Source organism: Nocardia implantans, assembly GCF_035544775.1.
Classification (GTDB): domain Bacteria; phylum Actinomycetota; class Actinomycetes; order Mycobacteriales; family Mycobacteriaceae; genus Nocardia; species Nocardia implantans.
Window position 1 is genome coordinate 116,383 of the sequence record NZ_JAYKYQ010000014.1, and the last position, 17,880, is coordinate 134,262.

General features: G+C 71.2%; 3 protein-coding genes (1 of these 3 only partly in view). All 3 read right to left on the minus strand.

Going from position 1 to position 17,880, the window contains the following annotated elements; genetic code table 11:
* Tightly spaced (each overlapping or abutting the next), the 3 genes in view from U3653_RS28255 to U3653_RS28265 form a layout consistent with a single transcriptional unit that may run on beyond the window.
* Entirely contained in the window at positions 1-1,746 is a 1,746-nt protein-coding gene (locus tag U3653_RS28255; protein ID WP_195082947.1) for a thioesterase domain-containing protein, read from the minus strand.
* Complete coding sequence (locus U3653_RS28260) at positions 1,743-13,796, minus strand: SDR family NAD(P)-dependent oxidoreductase (protein ID WP_195082948.1); 12,054 nt, start codon at positions 13,794-13,796, stop codon at positions 1,743-1,745. Before U3653_RS28260 ends, U3653_RS28255 begins: the two co-directional genes overlap by 4 nt.
* Positions 13,793-17,880, minus strand: partial view of a type I polyketide synthase gene (locus U3653_RS28265; protein ID WP_195082949.1) — the 3' portion only. It continues 17,689 nt past the right edge of the window; 4,088 of the gene's 21,777 nt are visible here — the last part of the coding sequence; the start codon falls outside the window, past its right edge; it ends in the stop codon at positions 13,793-13,795. Before U3653_RS28265 ends, U3653_RS28260 begins: the two co-directional genes overlap by 4 nt.

The window sequence follows — 17,880 nt, forward strand, 5'->3', positions numbered from 1 at the left end:
TCAGGCGGGTACCGCGTCGGGGCGGACAGCGGCGAGCTTGTCCGCGAGTGAGCCGAGCAGCGCGCCCCGCTGCTCGACGAGGAAGAAGTGGCCGCCGCGCAGCAGCTCGGTGGAGCGCAGTCCCGGCAGCAGGTCACGCCATGCCTCCAGCTGCGTGGCCGCGACCTGGCGGTCGTCCCGACCGCCGAACAGGTAGGCCGGGCACGACGGCGCGGCGGCGGGGGTGAACCGGTAGTCGTCGAAGATCTCGAAATCGCTGCGCAACGCGGGCAGGAACAGCGCCATCACCTCCGGGGTCTCGCGCACCTCCGGCGGTATGCCGCCGTAATGTCCCACTGCCGCGACGAACTCGTCATCCGGCAGCTCGGACAACCGTCCCGGTCTGGGCAGATGCGGCGCCACCGCGCCGCAGAGGAACAACGCCCGCGGCGCGTTCGTCTCGGGCAGGCGGCGGGCGACCTCGTAGGCGGCCAGCGCGCCGAGGCTGTGGCCGAAGAACGCGAACGGAAGATCGGTCAGCGGCAGCACCTGCGCCAGCGCGGCTTCCACCAGGTCGGTGAAACGGCGGATCGGTGTCTGCGCCAGATGCCGCTGCCGGGCAGGCAGTTCCAGCACGCACAGCTCCACCCACTCGGGCAGCTGGGCGCGCCACGGCGTGTAGGCCGCCGCTTTGCCGCCGGCGAAGGGGTAACAGAACAACCGCAGTCTCGGTGTGCCCGCGCTCTTGCGGTGGATGGTCAGGCGCTCCGGCTCGCGGCCCGAGTGTGCCGATGCGGCTGTCGAGGATGTCACCGCGACCGGAACAGTCGTAGCGGGTGCCGGTGTGTCTTCCGGAGCGGGCAGCGCGCGCAGATCGGCTACCGTCGCGATCCGGGTCACCGGGGCATCCAGCGTCGCGAAGAACTTCGACAGCGGAGCCGAGGGGCCCACCTCGTAACGCGGTGTGCCCGAGCGGAGCAACGCGCGCATGTTCGCCGTCCAGCGCACCGGGGCGGAGATCTGGCGGACCAGATGCTCGGCGAGGGTGTCGGGCCGATGGAACTCACCGGTGTAATTCGAGGTCACCGCGGCCGCGCGCTCGGCCCGCATGCGTGGGGCGCATTCGGCCAGATGTCCGGCGAACTCGGCCTCGATACCGCGCATCCACCGGGAGTGGAACGGCGCGCTCACCCGCAACGGGACGAACCGCAGCTCCGGAAACCGCTCGCCGAGCGCCACCCGTGCCGCCGCGACGGCATCACTGTGGCCGCTGATGACCAGCTGGTCGGTCGAATTGTCGTTGGCCACCTCGGCGCCCGCCTCGGCCACCAGTTCGGCCACCCCCGCCTCGGCGATGCCGGGCAGGATCAGCGCGGCCATCGCGCCCGCACCTTCGGGCACCGCGCGCTGCATCAGCGCGCCGCGCGTACGCACCAGCCGCACCCCGTCGGCGAGGTCGAAGACGCCCGCCGCCACCAGCGCGGCGTACTCGCCGAGACTGTGGCCGCCGAAAGCCACCGGTTGCCAACCCAGTTCGCGCGCCAGCACCCGGTAGACGGCGATCTCCATCGTCAGCACGCAGGGCTGGGTGTACTCCGTGCGATGCAGCCGCGGGTCCCGCTCGACGCAGATCCGCAGCAGGTCCTCGCCCACCGCGTCGCTCGCCTCGGCGAAAGTGTCGCGGGCGAGGGGGAATTCGTCGCAGAAGTCCGCCCCCATCCCGGTGCGCTGCGCACCCTGTCCTGGGAAGACGATCGTGCACCTCACCGCAGCACCTCCGCGGCCGGTTCCGCCCCGCGCGGTGCGGGGATGTAGCCCACCTCGGCGCAGTGCGCCAGATACACCCGCACCAGTTCCTCCGTCGGCGGACAGTCGATGCCCGCCGCGCCGAGCACCCGCCGGGTGTAGGCGCAATCGGCGTAGGAACTCTCCTCGTAGTGGATCGTGCCGAACAGCTCGATGCCGTACTTGAACATCTCCAGGGTCTGGCTGTCGTAGACCTCGTCGGTGCCGAGCCGGTAGATCTGCCGCTCGGTGGCCCTGCGGTGGAATTCCTCCAGCGGCACCAGCGCCACCTCGTACCCGGCGCGCTGCACGTAGCGGACCACGTCGTAGTAACGCCGGATGTCCGGGTTGGTCAGGTGGTAGGTCTCCCGGTAGGTGGCCCGGCGCAGGGCGATGTGCACGATCCCGGCGCTGACGTAGTCCACCGGGCTGATGTCCCAGTGCACCGGCGTCAGCATCGTCTCGCCGGTCTCGATCATCGTCTTGAGGATGTCGTAGTACGCGCCTTTGACGCTGACCTCGGAGAACGGGTACCGGCCGGTGCGGCTGTCGCCCATGATGTTGCCGGGGCGCACGATGTCCCACAGCAGTCCGCGTTCGCTCGCCGCCCGGATCAGCTTCTCGGACTCGTATTTCGTCTGCTGGTAGGGCAGATGGTCATAGCCCTGGCCCAGCTCGAGATCGCGCTCGGTGAACGGCGGATTGTTGAAGTTCAGCCGATCGCCCAGCGCGCTGAAACTCGACACGTACACCAGGTACTTGCCGCGGGAGCGCAGCGCGAATTCCACCGCGCGCCGGGTGCCTTCGACGTTGATCGGGGCCAGCGCGTCGTAGAAGGTGACCAGCGTGGTCCGGCCAGCGGCATGGATGGTCAGGTCCACATCGTCGGCGAGCCGCCGCCAGGTGACCTCGTCCAAGCCGAAACGGTCGACCGAGACGTCGCCGAGCACCGTGCTGACGCGCTCGGCGAACGCCTCGTCGAGGGTCGCCTCCGGGTCGTAGGTGCTCAGGAAGTGCTTGATCCTGCGTTCGGCCGCGGCCACGGTCTTGCCGCGCACCAGGCAGGTCACCCGCACGTCGCTCTTGGTGAGCAGATCGTGCAGCAGTTTGCCGCCCAGCACGCCGGTCACGCCGGTGATGAAGACCGACCGCACCGGAATCGGGGCGTCCATCGTCACCACGGGTATGTCCTGCTGGGTCGTCGAGGCCGAGGCGACCGCGGTGGGGCGCGGGGCATCGTGCGCCGCACCGCTGATGATGCCTTCGGCCACCAGGTAGCGCGACAGGGACGCGATCGTCGGATGCAGTTCGGTCGATTCCGCCGGAATCTTCACGTCGTAGTGCTTCATCAGCCGGTTGAGCATCCGCACCGTGGCCACCGAGTCGAACCCGAAATCGGCGAACTCCGCGTCGAGATCGAGCTCGGCCGGGTCGGACTTGGTCAGATCGGCGAAGATGTCGCGGATGTGCTCGGCGAGCCGGTCGCACAGCTCGCTGTCGAATTCTCCGTCGGCGGGCGCGATGGTGGCCGGTGCGGCGACGTCGGCGGGCGGTGTGGTGGCGTCGGTGGTGATGGCGGCCGGTCCGGCGACATCGGCGGTGTGCGCTTGGGCCGGTTCCGATGAGGTCGGAACGGTCTGATGCGCTGAGCCGTTCGGCGAGTGCCCGTTGCGCTGCTCTGATCGCGGTGGCTCGTTCTCCAGCGCGACCACGGTTTTCGCGACCACGTGGGCGCGTCTGCGGTAGTCCTCCGGCACGATCCAGTACCTGCGCCGGGCGAACGGATAACCGGGCAGGCCGACGATCCGCCCGAACGGGCGTTCGTAGCCCTGCTCCCAGTCCACGGTCCATCCGCCCGCCCACAGTTCGGCGACGCGCGGCAGATTGCCCGACCGCAGCAACGCGCGCACTTCGGCGCGGTCGACGTCCGACTCGCCGGGCAACTCGTCGAGATCGCGGTGGGTGCGGGCCACGCCGCGGAAGACCAGCAGCCCCTCGGCCGGCGCGGGTGCGCCGGCATCGGCCGCGCTGTCGAGCAGTTCGACCAGTTCGGCCGTCGAGGTGGCCACCACGGCAAGGCGATGCTCGAACGCGGCCCGGCCCACGGCCAGCGTCCACGCGACATCGGGCAGCGACAGCGGATGATCGCGCAGGTGGTCGGCGGTGCGGGCGGCCAGCTCCGCCAGCCGGTCGGCGTCGCGGGCCGACAACACCACGATCCTCGGCCGCCCGTCTTCCGGCGTCGCCTCGACGGCCTCGGCGTCGGTGAGGATCATGTGCGCGTTCGAGCCTCCCGCGCCGAACGAACTCACGGCGGTGACGCGCGGTGTGCCGTCATCGGGTCGCGGCCATGCAGTGGGCCGGTCGACGACGTGGAACGGTGTCGTCGCGAAATCGATTCCCGGGTTCGGCGGATCGCTGTGCAGGTTCGGCGCGATCGTGTCGTGACGCAGTTGCAGCAGCGCCTTCACCACGCCCGCCGCGCCCGCCGCCGCTTCCAGATGGCCGACACTGGATTTCGCCGAGCCGATGCCGCAGTAGCCACGCTCGGACGTCGAGCGCCGATAGGCCTTGGTGAGCGCCGCGATCTCGATCGGATCGCCCAGCGCGGTACCGGTGCCGTGGGCTTCCACATAGCCGATGTCGGCCGCGTCGACGCGGGCCGCGGTGAGGGCCCGGCCGATGAGGTCGGCCTGGGCGGCAGGGTTGGGGACGGTGAATCCGTTGGTGCGTCCGCCGTGGTTGACCGTGCTGCCCCGGATCACGCCGTAGACGCGGTCACCGTCGGCGCGCGCGTGCCGCAGTGGTTTGAGCACCAGGGTGACCACGCCCTCGCCCGGCACGTAGCCGTCGCCGCCCGCGCCGAACGACCGGCAGCGGCCGTCGGTGGAGGCCCAGCGGCCGTAGCCGAGCAGCAAATACTTGCCGGGGTGGATCGACACGTTCACCCCGCCGGCCAGCGCGTAGGCCGCTTCGCCGCGGCGCAGGCTCTCGCAGGCCAGATGCAGCGCGGTCAGCGACGCAGAGCAGGCGGTGTCGACCGCGAGCGAGGGGCCGGTGAAGCCGAAGTGGTAGGAGACCCGGTTCGGCACCGCGAAATACCCCGAGATCGGGACGCCGACGAACGCCTGGTACTCGGCGTAGCCGACTCCGGCGAAGACGCCGGCGTCGGGCAGACCGCGGGCCGCGGCGCTGCGGCGCACCCGATCGGGTGAGTAGCCCGCGTCTTCCAGGGCCGCCCATGAGGTTTCCAGGAACAGCCGCTGCTGCGGATCCATCTCCTCGGCGTCTTTGGGGGTGATGCCGAAGAAGCGGGCGTCGAACTTGTCCACGTCATCGATGAATCCGCCCCAGCGCGCGTAGGTGGTGCCCGGCTCGTCGGGGTCGTCGGACAGGTATTCGCGGTGGTCCCAGCGTTGCGGCGGAACTTCCACGATGCAGTCTCGGCCTGCGACCAGGTTGGCCCAGAACTCCTCGATGTCCCCCGCCATCGGGAACTTGCCCGCCATGCCGATGACGGCGATGTCGTCGGCATCGTGCGCGTCGCCGGAAGGTTCGGCGGGAACGGGTGCGGGCGCTACGTCGGCCGGGCGCGCCGTCGCGGGCGCGCCGGTTGGTGACGTCGCCGGATCGCCTGGTGCGGTCGTCGGAGCGCCTTGCGCAATCGCCGCGTCGCCGGGTGCGGTTGCCGAGTCCGCGGTGACGTCGGCCAGGCGCGCCCCGTGCTCGTCGGCGAGATAGCCCGCCAGGTCGCGCACGGTCTGGTACTCGAACAACAGCGTGCTGGGCAGCGGGCCGAAATCGGTTTCCAGCCGGTCGTTCATCTTGCTGATCAGCACCGAGTCGATGCCGTAGTCCTGCAGGGGGATTCGAGTGCGGATCCGCTGCGGGTCCAGTCGGCAATATTCGGCGAGCAGGCCTTTGAGGTATGTCTCGGCGGACTGTCGTCGCTGCGCGGAGTCCGGCCACGCAAGCGGGGTATCAGGACCAGCGTGTCCATCGTCCGCAGCGTTCCGGAGTGCGCTGTCGGTCCGGGGCACGGTCGCCATCCGGGCCGTGGAGACCGGCGATGCTTCGGAACGCTGCGGGTAAGCCGGAGAGGAGTCGGGTCTCGGCTCGGCCTGCGGTGTGACGGACGCCAGCTGTGCCGCCGTGCCAGGTGCGCGCATCTCTCGTGGCGCCCCGTCTGTCGATGATGTCGCGGCGCGCGGTGTTGCGAGGTCCTGGGCTTCGCCGACGGCGGCCGGATCGAGGTCGCGTTGCGGCGGACGCGCCGTGTGCTCGGACGCGGGGGCGCTCAGATCCGGCGCCCAGCACCGTTCCCGGTCGAACTCGTAGCCCGGCAGATGAACACGACGGGCAGCAGGATCGGCCCAGCCCGCGTACGAGACGTGCCCGCCATCGACCCACTGCCGTGCCACCGCCACCGGATCGTCCAGCACGGTGGCCGCGCCGCGCTCCACGTCGGGGGCATCGATCGTGCCGGTGTGGACCCCGGCGGGCCGGTCACCGTCGGCGAAAGCGGCAAGCCGGGCCGCGACCGCGTCCACCGAATCCCCGACCACCGCGAGCCGATGTTCGAATCCGCTGCGCCCCACCGCGAGCGTGCGGGCGACGTCGGCGAGCGACAGGTCCGGATGCGCGGTCAGATGCCTGCGCAGCGTGCGGGCCATTCTGGTCAGGCTCGTCGCGGTGCGCGCCGAGAGCACGATCACCTGCGGCTGCCAGGACGGCGCGCGCCGCGCTGCCACGACCGGTGCGCCGTCGACCACCATGTGCGCATTCGTGCCGCTGAACCCGAAGGAACTGATCGCGGCTCGCCGTGGCGCGCCCTCCCACGCGCGCAGTTCGGTGTTGACGAAGAACGGCGACTGCTCCAGTCCCAGCAACGGATTCACCGCGGCGACGTGCAGCGACGGCGGCAGCTGTCCGGCGCGCATGGCCAGCAGCACCTTGAACAGGCTCGCCATCCCCGCGGCATGCGAGGCGTGCCCGATGTTCGATTTCACCGATCCCACCGGGATGACGCCGACCGCGTCGGTGTAGCGGCGGAAGGCGGCGGTGAGCGCCTCGATCTCGATCGGATCGCCCAACCGCGTCCCGGTGCCGTGGGTTTCGACGTAGCCGATGGTGGAAGGATCGATCCCGGCCTCGCGATACACCGCCAGTTCCAGTTCGGTCTGCGAGCGGACGCTGGGCGCGGTGATGCCGTTGGTGCGGCCGTCGTGGTTGATGCCGATCCCGCGGATCACCCCGTGGATCGGGTCGCCGTCGCGTTCGGCGGCGGACAACGGCTTGAGCGCCACCACACCGACGCCCTCTGCGATCACGAAACCGTCGGCGTCGGCGTCGAAACTGGCGCACCGGCCGCGCGGGGAAAGCATGCCCATCGACGAGGCGAGCAGGTGGTATTCGGGTGTCACGAACACCGCGACGCCTCCGGCCAGCGCCAGGTCCGACTCCCCCGCGGCGAGGCTGCGGCAGGCCTGGTGCAACGCGACCAGCGCCGAGGAACACGCGGTGTCCAGCCCGAGGCACGGGCCGGTGAGATCCAGGTGATAGGCCACGCGAGCGGGCAGGATGGCCGGACTGTTGCCGGTGAACAGGTGATGGGAGCCGACCGTTCCGCGGTTGCGCAGCAGGGTGGCGTAGTCCGACCCCGGCGATCCCGCGAACACGCCGCATTTGCTGCGTCGCAGCGACTTCGGATCGATGGCGGCGTCGTCCAGCGCCAGCCGGCTGTGCTCCAGGAACAGCCGCTGCTGCGGGTCCATGTAGTCGGCTTCGGCGGGCACCATGTCGAAGAACGCCGGATCGAACTGGTCCACGCCGTCGAGGAAGCCGCCCCACTTGGAGTAGGTCGTGCCCGGCGTCGCCGGTCCCGGCTGGAAATGCTCGGCGATCGGCCAGCGCGCGGCGGGAACCTCGGTCACCGCGTCTCGTCCCGCGGCGAGATCGCGCCAGAACTCGTGGAGGTTCGCCGCGCCCGGGAACTGCCCGGACATGCCGATGATGGCGATGTCCATCGATGCTGACCTTTCGCTGGGTCGTGCGGGCGCTGTGGCGGTTCGAGGACTGGGAGCGGGCGTGCCGGAGACGGCGGTCGCGCCGCCGTTCGCGGTGGCGCCTTGTTCGGCCATGTGCCTGCTGAGCAGCCGCACCGACGGATGGTCGAACACCACCGTTGGCCGCAGCGTCAAGCCGTAGCGGGCGTTGACCCGGTCGATGATCTTGACCGCGAGAATGGAGTCGACGCCATAGTCCGACAGCGGCAGCTCCGCTCGCACCTCGCCGCGCCCGACCCCCAGGCCGTCGGCGACGAGGGCGACGAGCTCGGCTTCCAAGGCTGCCGCGCCGACCACGGTGGCCGGTTCCGCGTCCGGCCGCACCTCGGGGACCGGTGTCCGGGTGTTCGCGCGGCCGAGTTGCCCGGTAGAGGAAGGCTCAGCGGGCCGGGGCCGCTCGTCGGCCGGTGGTTGCGCGAGCTCGGGCGGTGTGGTGGCGCTGACCGCGGCCAGCAGCCGGAAACTGGGCTCCGGGTCGGTCGACAAGCCGGGACCCCACGCGCGGACGCCGGAGAAACCCGCGGCGGTCATGGCCTCCAGCCACTGCGCTTCCGACAGCAACGGCGAGTGCGGGATCCGCGCCCCGGGATCGCGGTAGGCGTGCCAGCCCTCCAGCAGCCCGAACGTCAGCGCGAGAACCTCGAGGTCGGTGGTCGCCTCGGTGCAGGCGAGCACCCCGCCGGGCGTGAGCAGCCGCCGGATGTTGCGCAGCGTCACGTCGATCGATCGCGTCGCGTGCAGGACGTTGGCGCAGATCACCAGATCGGCCTCGTGCGCGGGGAACCCTTGCGCGACCGGATCCGTCTCGATGTCCAATACACCGAACCGCACGTGCGCACGCGCCCCGAAGGTGCGTCGCCCGTGCGCGACGAAACTGTGCGAGACGTCGGTGTAGTGGTAGTCGAACGCGATCCCGCGCTCGGCGAGCGCGTCGAGCACCGCGTGCGTGGAACCGCCGGTGCCCGCGCCGATTTCCACGATCCGCACCGGCCGGCCCGCGCCCTCTCGCTGCGCGACCGCCGATACCAATCCGGCGAGCAGGCCGTTGGTGAAGTCGTAGGCGGCGTTGCCGCGATAGATCGCGCCGACTAGGTCCAGATCGCCGCCGGGGAACAGCACCTCGGTCGCGGACAGCTCCCCGCGCAGGACGCGCGGGTACGCGGCCAGGCAGGCGTCGAGCAAGGCCACGTACGGCTCCGTTTCGGGGAACCGGGCCAGCAGATCGGCGCGCATCCCGCTGGTACCCGGCGGCGGGCCGGGAACCTCGATCCGGTCGCCGTGCCGGCGCACCAGTCCGTGTCGGCGCAGGATGTCCAGGCAGCTGGTGCGCAGCCGGTCGAATTCCGGACGCACACCCAGGCGCGCGTCCAGCGACTGCGCGGTCCACTCCCCCGGCGTGAGCCCCATTCCGGCCAGGGTCGCCAGCAACAGCATCGCCGCGTAGCGGCCCAGTTCGGCCTTACCCGGCTCCACCGTGCCCGCGGGCCGGACGGACGCTTCGAACCGCTCCACGGCGGTGTCGAACCCCGAGCGCGGCGGTGCGATGATCCAGAAGTCGGTGCGCTCGAACGGATAACCGGGCAACGGGATTCGCCGCCGCGGGCCGCCGCGCCCACGCCAGTCGACATCGGCGCCCGCTACCCACTGCCGGGCCAGTTCTCGGTCATCCGCCGCAGGGGTGACCAGCGGTGGCCGGGTGTGCGCCTCGACCGTGCCGGTGACCACAGGGCCGGGCTCGTGAGCGCCGAACCGATCCAGTGCGTCGGCCACCTCGAGCGGCGAGGACGCGACCACCGCGAGACGGTGTGCCAGCGCGGGCCTGCCCACCTGCAAGGTGCGCACCGCGTCTCGGAAATCCGCGGGATCGAGGGCACGGAAGTGCCGCGCCATGAGTTCCGCGTAGCGGCGCAACCGCTCCGGCGTGCGCGCCGACAGCACGAAGACCTCGGGTTCACCGGTCGCGGCCGGCGGCACCCGGTCGTCGATGAACTCGGCGAGCACCACATGGGCGTTCGCGCCGCCGGCCCCGAAGGCGCTGATGCCCGCGTGCCGTGCCACCGCGACGCCGTCGACGGTGCGGCGGGGCCAATCCTCCAGTTCACGCGGCAGGCGCAACGGCACCGAGTCGAACGTGATGGCCGGATTGGTCTCCGCCGCATGCAAAGTGGGTGCGATCCGGCCGTGCCGCAGCTGCAACAGCACCCGGGTCAGGCCCGCGATGCCCGCGGCCGCCTCCAGGTGGCCGATGTTCGACTTCGTCGACCCCAGTGCGTGGGAGCGGCCGGAGCTGCCGAAAGCGGCGGCCAGTCCGGAGATTTCGATCGGATCACCGAGCGGTGTGCCGGTGCCGTGCGCTTCGAGGTAGTCGATCATGGCGGGATCGACCCCGGCCGAGCGCAGGGCTTCGCCGATCACCTCGGCTTGCGCCCCGGGATGCGGCACGCTGTATCCGGAGGTCTGCCCACCGTGATTCACCGCGCTGCCGAGGATCAGGCCGTGGATGGTGTCGCCGTCGGCGCGGGCGGCCGACAGCGGCTTCAGATACAGCGCGCCGACGCCTTCGCCGGGCACGTAGCCGTCGGCGCCCGCGGCGAAGGGGCGGCACCGGCCGGTCTCGGACATCATGCCCAGGCTGTGCAGCAGCAGGAATTTGTCCTCGTGCAAAAGGAGGTTCACCCCGCCGACGATGGCCGCCTCGCATTCGCCGTCGAGCAGGCTGCGCCGCGCCAGATGCAGCGCGGTCAGCGACGCCGAACACGCGGTGTCCACGGTGAGGCTGGGCCCGCGCAGGCCGAGGGTGTAGGAGGTGCGGTTGGCGATGGACGACGGGATCGAGGCCACCGCGACCGGATCGCCGTCCCGGCTGGCCGCGACGCCGAGCAGCCGGTAGTCGCTCCAGGTGGCGCCGACGAACACACCCACGCGGCGATCCCGCACGGCCGGGTCGGTGTGGTGGTAGCCGGCGTGTTCCAGCGCCGCGTACGCCTGCTGGAGGAACAACCGCTCCTGCGGGTCCAGCAGGGGCGCTTGCACCGGCGGGATGCGGAAGAACTGCGGGTCGAAACCGCCCACGTCACGCAGGAATCCGCCGATCATCGGGGGTGCGCCGGGAGTGCCTGCGGCGGCGGTGAGCCACCAGCGTTCGGCGGGGACCGGGCCGACCGCGTCGTGCCCGTCGCGCAGATTGCGCCAGAACTCCTCGATGTTCTCCGCGTCGGGGTAACGGCCGCTGATTCCGACGATCGCGATGGGCTCCTCGACGGCCGCGCGCGACTCATGGACCGGCACGGGTGCGGCGGCCGGGACGTCGGGCTGCGGGGCCGCCGGTTGTAGTCGTGCTCGCAGAGTGTCGGGGTCGCCCCATACCGCTGCCAGTTGCGCGCGGTCGAGGCTCGCGCAGGACAGCAGCAGGTCCAGTCCGGTCGCGGTGGGCAGCAGTCCCACACCGGCCCGCCGCAGCGCTTCGATCTGTTCGGCAGGCGGACGCATGCCGCCCTCGGCCCACAGCGGCCAGCCGATGCTGATGATCCTGCTTCCGGCCCGGTCGCGCTGTTCGGCCACGATGTCCAGATAGCGGTTGGCGGCCGCGTAGTCGGCCTGCCCGGGATTGCCCAGCACCGCGGAAACCGACGAGAACAACACCGTCAGGCGGGTCTCCGGCAGCGCACGCGTCATATGCTCGACACCGTTGATCTTCGGTGCCAGAACATTTCTCGCGTCGTCGCGGCTGCTGCCGGACAGCAGTCCGTCGCGCAACTGTCCCGCCCCGTGGTAGAGCACGTCGACCGGCCCGAAGGTGGCGTGGGCGATCGCGGCGACGCGTTCGGCGTCCGCGGCCACCGAGACGTCGGCGCGCACGTGCACGGCTTCCGCGCCCAGTTCGCCGAGTTCGGCAAGCAGTCCCGCGGCCGACGCGTCGAGCGGACGGCGCGATACCAGCACCAGCCGGGCGCGGTAGCCGGCGGCGAGGCGGCGGGCCAGATGACGGCCGATCCCGCCGAACGCTCCGGTGACCACGACCACCGCACCCTGCCGCAGCACCGCGCCGCCGGCATCCGCGCCGGCGGTGGTGAGCGTGCGCGTCCGGCGGATCTGGCGTGTCGTGCCGTGGTAGCGGATCTCGGTGGCGGAGTCGCGTTCGTCGATGCCCAGTTCGGTGGCCACGATGTCACCGAGCGGCCGTACGGTGTCGCGCTGGACGGCCCGCAGCACCGGGTGCGGCTGCTCGAGCCGCAGTGTGCGGGCCGCACCGCCGAGTAGGGCGCAGCTCGCCGCACCCGCCGGTGTGGCGGGCGTGAGAGCCAGCACCAGGCGCACCGGCGGCTCGGCTGTCCCCCCGAGCGCGCGCACCAGATCACGCACCGGCAGGTACACCCGCTCGAGCAACGCCTGCGGGTCGTTGCCGGTCGCCGCTTCGGGCCACAGGTACACCGCGGCGTCGAAACGTGACCGCCGGGCCGTCAGCTCGGCGACCAGCAGGTCCATATGCCGCGCGTCCGCCGGGTCGACCACGAAGGCATCGGCGCCGGAGTGGAATTCGCTACCGGGCCGGACGCGGACGATCGTGCCGGCCTGCGGGTAAGGGTGCTCGACACTGTCGAAGACGAGCAGGCTGCTGGGTTCCCGACGCGGATGAACGCTGGTGTCGGGCTCCCAGTCGAATCCGAAAACGACGAGTTCGTGCGCCGCTTCTGGGGTAGCAGTCGGGTTGGCTACCGGCGGCGCCTCAACCGGGGCCGTTGCCGGCGGTGGCGCGATCACGGCGGATTCGGTGGGATCGGCCTGGGCGAAGTCGGCGGGGCGGTAGCTCGCGCCGACGGTGTCGGCGAGATGTCCGGCGAGTGCGTCGATGGTCTGGTACTCGAACAGCAGCGTCGGATACAGCGGTTCCCCGACCCTGGCTTCCAGTTCCGCCGTCAGCCGCAGCAGGCGACCGGAATCCAGACCGAGTTCGTAGAACCCGACGTCGGTCGCGATGCCCGCGGCGTCGGCGCCGAGTTCACCGGCGACCAGAGCGGCCACATCGGCGGTGATCACCGCACGCGGATCACCGGAAGGAACGGTCGTGTGGGCGGACGAGCGTGGCGTGGCCTGTCGAGGGGATGGCGCCTCCGGCCGCGTCAGCAATCGCTGGATATCCGCGCTGCCACGCACACGCTTGGACGTCAGCCGGTACCGCGCCACCGGCGCCCCGTCCCGGTCGTAGAGCGCGACCTCGGCTTCGAGCAGGTCTCCGCCGTGCCCGCCGCCGCGGACGGCGGCCCGCACGAACACCTCTTCGGGGGTGGCCCGCCAGGCGCGCACGTCACCGAAGTAGATCGGGATGAACGCGCTGTCGTCGTCCACGCCGAGCCGGTGCGGATCGATGAACGGCACGATCGTGGAGGCATCCAGGAACGTGGGATGCAGCAGGAAACCGGGCAGGTGCGCCGCCGCTTCGGCGCCGAGCCCCAGCGTCGCGGTGACCACGTCGTCGCGACGGGCGAAATGACCGGTGGCGCGCATGAACCCGCGATGGTCGATACCGCGGCTTCCGGTCTGGGCGTACAGCTCGGCCATACCGCGCGCACGCGCCGCATCCCGGAACTCCGCCACATCGATGCGCACCGGCTCGTCCAACGAATCCGACCGAACCACAACGCATTCCGCGACCGGATCGATCGGTCCCACCGGCATGCCCGCCGCGTCCAAACCCTGCACGTCGATGGCGACCCGGCCGGTAGGGCGATCGACGCGGAACGCGATGCGCACCGCACCGTCGTCGGCGAGGGCGACCGGGCGCTGGAACAACGCCTCGCGGATCGTCAGCTCGCCGGGCCGGTACCCCGCCGACATCGCCGCGCGCAGGATCATGTCGAGATACACCACACCCGGCAGGATTCGCACACCGTGTACGCGGTGATCGCGCACCACCGGGTCCTCGGCCCGCAGGGTGGTGGCGAAGCTGTCCAGTTCGATCCCGCTCATCGCAGCGGCTCCACGCGGAGGAACGACGGTGCGGGCGTGCTGATCGGTACCACGATCCGCGGCGCGGGCTCCGTCGATGGGCTGGGAACCGTTTTCGGCAGCATGAAGCTCCTCTTGCGGAAGGCGGGTGGATCCAGGGGGTGGCGCGTCGGCCGGTACCCGTCGGGCGCCTGTTCGACGACGAGATGGGCATTGGTCCCGCCGAAGCCGAACGAGCTGATGCCCGCGGCGCGTGGCCTGCCGTCGGCCGGCCGCCACGGGCGCAGTTCCCGGTTGACCTGCAGCGGCGAACCGGCGAACTTGAAACGCGGGTTGAGGTTGTCGCAGTGCAGCGACGGTGGCAGCGCCGCGTGGTGCACGGCCAGGATCGTCTTGACCGCCCCGGCGATGCCCGCCGCCGAGAGCAGATGCCCGATATTGGTTTTCACGCTGCCGACCGCGCACGGCTCCTGGCCGCGCGAGCGGTCGCCGAGCACGGTGGCCAGCCCCTTCAGTTCGATGGGGTCGCCGATCATGGTGCCGGTGCCGTGCGCCTCCAGGTACGACAGCGCGTCCGGGGACATGCCCGCCACTTCCAGCGCCGCGGTGACCACTTCGATCTGCGCGCGCATGTTCGGTGTGGTGATGCCCATGGTGTGCCCGTCGTTGCCGATCGCGGATCCGCGCAGCACCGCGTAGACCCGGTCGCCGTCGGCGAGCGCGTCGTCGAGCCGCTTGAGCAGCAGCAGCGCCGCGCCCTCTCCGGGCACGAAACCGTCGGCGTCCTCGGAGAACGTCGCGCACCGTCCGTTCGGCGACAGCACACCCGCCGCCGACAACGTGACGAACAGCATCTCGTCCAGCAGCACTTCCACGCCACCGGTCAGCGCGGCGTCGACCTCGCCGGCCCGCAACGCCTGACACGCCAGATGCACCGACAGCAGCGACGACGAGCACGCGCTGTCGAGCACGACATTGCCCGCGTGCCAGTCGAAGTAGTCGGAGATGCGCGCGGCGATGAAGTTCTGCCCGATGCCGATGATGGTGTGCCGGTCGGCGACCGGGATCCGGTTGAAATAGTTCGCCGCCCGGCTGCCCGCGTACACGCCGACTCGCTTGCCCGCCAGCTCCTCGCGCCGGTAACCGGCGTCGGAGGTGGCCAGCACCGACGTCTCCAGCAGCAGTCGCTGCAACGGGTCCATCTGCCAGGCCAGTTCGTCGGTGACCCCGAAATACTCCGGGTCGAACAGATCGACGCCGTCGATGAAACCGCCCCATTTGCTGTTGGTCAGACCGGGTCCGCCGCCAGGGCGGTAGAACCGGGCGGGATCCCAGCGAGCCGGGTCGACTTCTCTGATGCCGGATGCGCCCGTGGCCAGCAGGCGCCAGAACGCGTCCGGGGTGTCGCCGCCGGGCAGGCGGCAACCGATGCCGACTACGGCGATGGGCTCGGCTGCTCGTCCGCCGCGGGCGTCGGCTGCCCAGGTCGCCGCGCCGGGTCTGGCCGCTCCGGTCTCCGGTGTGCGCGGTCGATCAGCCTGCGCCGGTTGCGGGTCGGCCGATGGCTCCGGCGGCGCTTCGGGGGCGAAACGTTCCGGGAACTGCTCGGTCAACAGACCGGCCAAGGCGTCGAGGGTCGGGAACTCCAGCACCAGCGCCGGATCGAAGGGCGCTTCGACGACCTGTTCGATCCGGCGTACCGCCGAGGCGATCAGCACCGAGTCCGCGCCGTATTCCTCGAACCGTTTGTCGCCCTCGAACCGTGCCGGGGCGAGTTTGAGTTCGTCGGAGAAGATCCGCAGCAATTCCTGATACGCCGCCGCGGACCCGTTCGCCGTGGTGGGCTGCGCGCTCGGCGCGGTGGCCGCCTCCGCCGGTCGGCTCTTGCGCGTCGAAAGGCTCAGTGCCGCACCGTGGTAGGGCAACACCACCGGCGCGGACGTCCCCAGCGCCGCGTCGAGCAGTTCGAATCCTTCCGCGGCGCTCAGGGTCGGCAGGCCGGTGGCGCGGTAGGCCGCACTGGTCACCTCACCGAAACCGGTGTCGCGGAAGGACGGCCAATTGATCGACCGGAACCACGGCCGTCCCTGGGCGTGCTGGGCCTCGGCGAAGCGGTCCAGGTGCGCGTTGGCCATCGCGTAGTCCGACAAGCCCACCGACAAGCCGGGCAGCACGGCCGACACCGACGAGAACAACACGAAGAAGTCCGGACGGTCGGCGGCCAGCACGTCGGCGAGGACGGCGGTGCCCGCCAGCTTGGGCGCGAGCACGGTGGCGATGGCCGCGCCGGTCTTGCGCACGAACGCCGGGCTCTCACCGGACACACTGCCCGCGCAATGCAGCACACCGCCGATCGGGCCCAGCTCGCTGCGTACCTGGCCGAAGAAGCCGGACAAGGCGCCCTCGTCGGTGAGGCTGCCGAAGTAGGTTCGCACCGCGACGCCGCGATCGCGCAACCGCACCAGTCGCCGAACCTTCTGCGCCTCAGGGCCGGACCCGGCGGCCACCCGGTCCCACTCCGATTGCGGCGGCAGCGGTTCGCGCCCGAGGACGGCCAAGCGCCGCGCGCCGCGCTCGACCAGCGCCGCCGCGAACGCCGCGCCGAGCCCGCGCGTGCCGCCGGTCACCACGTAGGTGCGAGACGGGTCCACCACCAGGCCGTCGCGTGCCGTCGTGTCGGTCAGTTCGACGGCTTCGCGGATTCCACCGCGATACCGCACCCGCGGCGCGCTGTCCTCGGTTGCCGTGCACTCCGCGCCGAGAATCGTCAACACTCGCCCGGGATCGGCGCACACCAGTGCGCGCTCGTCGGCCACGTGGACGCTGCGGGTGCGCACATCGCGGATCTCCTCGGCGAGCGCGGCGACCAGACCACCCAGCGGCGCGGACTCCGGGCCGTCCGCGCCGGGGTGTCCTGCGGCGACGTGCAACAGCGTGAGCGAACCGGCGCGCCCCTCGATCACACCCTGGTAGAAGCCCATCCGGCCGAGATCGCCGGTCGGTCTGCCTGCCGGGGCGGGCACGAGATCGCACAGATCGATGACGCACTCGGTATCCGGGTAGCGGGCCGCGATCGCCCGGCCGAGCGCCGCGCCCGTTTCGAAGTCGTCGCGGTGCAGATCGCCCGGCGCTTGCGACAGCCGCACCAGACGACCCGGATCACCGGCGGCGACTTCGAGCGCCTCCGCCAGGTGCCGCGGGGTCCGCGTGTCGTACACCAGCAGAGCGCGGCGGGAACGCAGGTCGCCGCCGGGCAACGGAGCTTCTCGCCAGAGCGGGACCAGCAGCCGTTGCGGTGCTGCGAGTCGGCGGGTCGTGGCGGGAGTGGGATCCATGGCCTCGGCGGACTCCAGCGACCCGGCCTCCGTTTCGATGCCCCCCGCCGAGAGCCGCGAATCGGGCGTCGGCCACTGCGCGGATGCCGATTCCGACCCGGATTCCCCTGTTGGCGTCGCGCTTCCATTCAGAGCAGGTTGCGCGGCCGGGCTGGGTGCTGGCGTCGTCGGAGGCTGTGTGAGCGAGGCAACCTGCGAACTCGATGCGGACGGCTGTCCCGGCCCGGCAACGAGTTGCGCGCCCGGCGTGACGTCCGGGATCCAGTACCGCTCCCGGGCGAACGGATAGGTCGGCGCGGGAATACGGCGTCGAGGCCCGGGATCGCGAACGGTGGACCAATCGATGTCCGCACCGCCGAGCCAGCGCGCGATCCGCGAGTCCTCCGCCGCCTCCCGGCACGACCGCGCGCCGGGCACGTCGTCGACCCAAGCGCGGACGGAGGCGCGCAACTGGCCGATGTCGCGCGCGACGAACGCTGCCCGCGTGCTGCCCGCCTGCCGGCCCACCTGCATCGTGAAGGCCAGATCGGCGAGGTTCGGCTGCTGCCCGGCGAGGAAACGATCCAGCGCGGCGACATACTCCGCGAGCCGCTCACCGTCGCGAGCGGAAACCGGGACGACCTGGCCGCCGCTGAACCGCGTCTCCGGCCTGCGGTCGACATACTCCTCGATCACCACATTGGCGTTGGCCCCACCCGCGCCGAACGAACTCACGGTCGCCCGGCGCGGGCGCGCCGGATCTCCGCCGGGCCACGGCAGCGGCCGGGCCG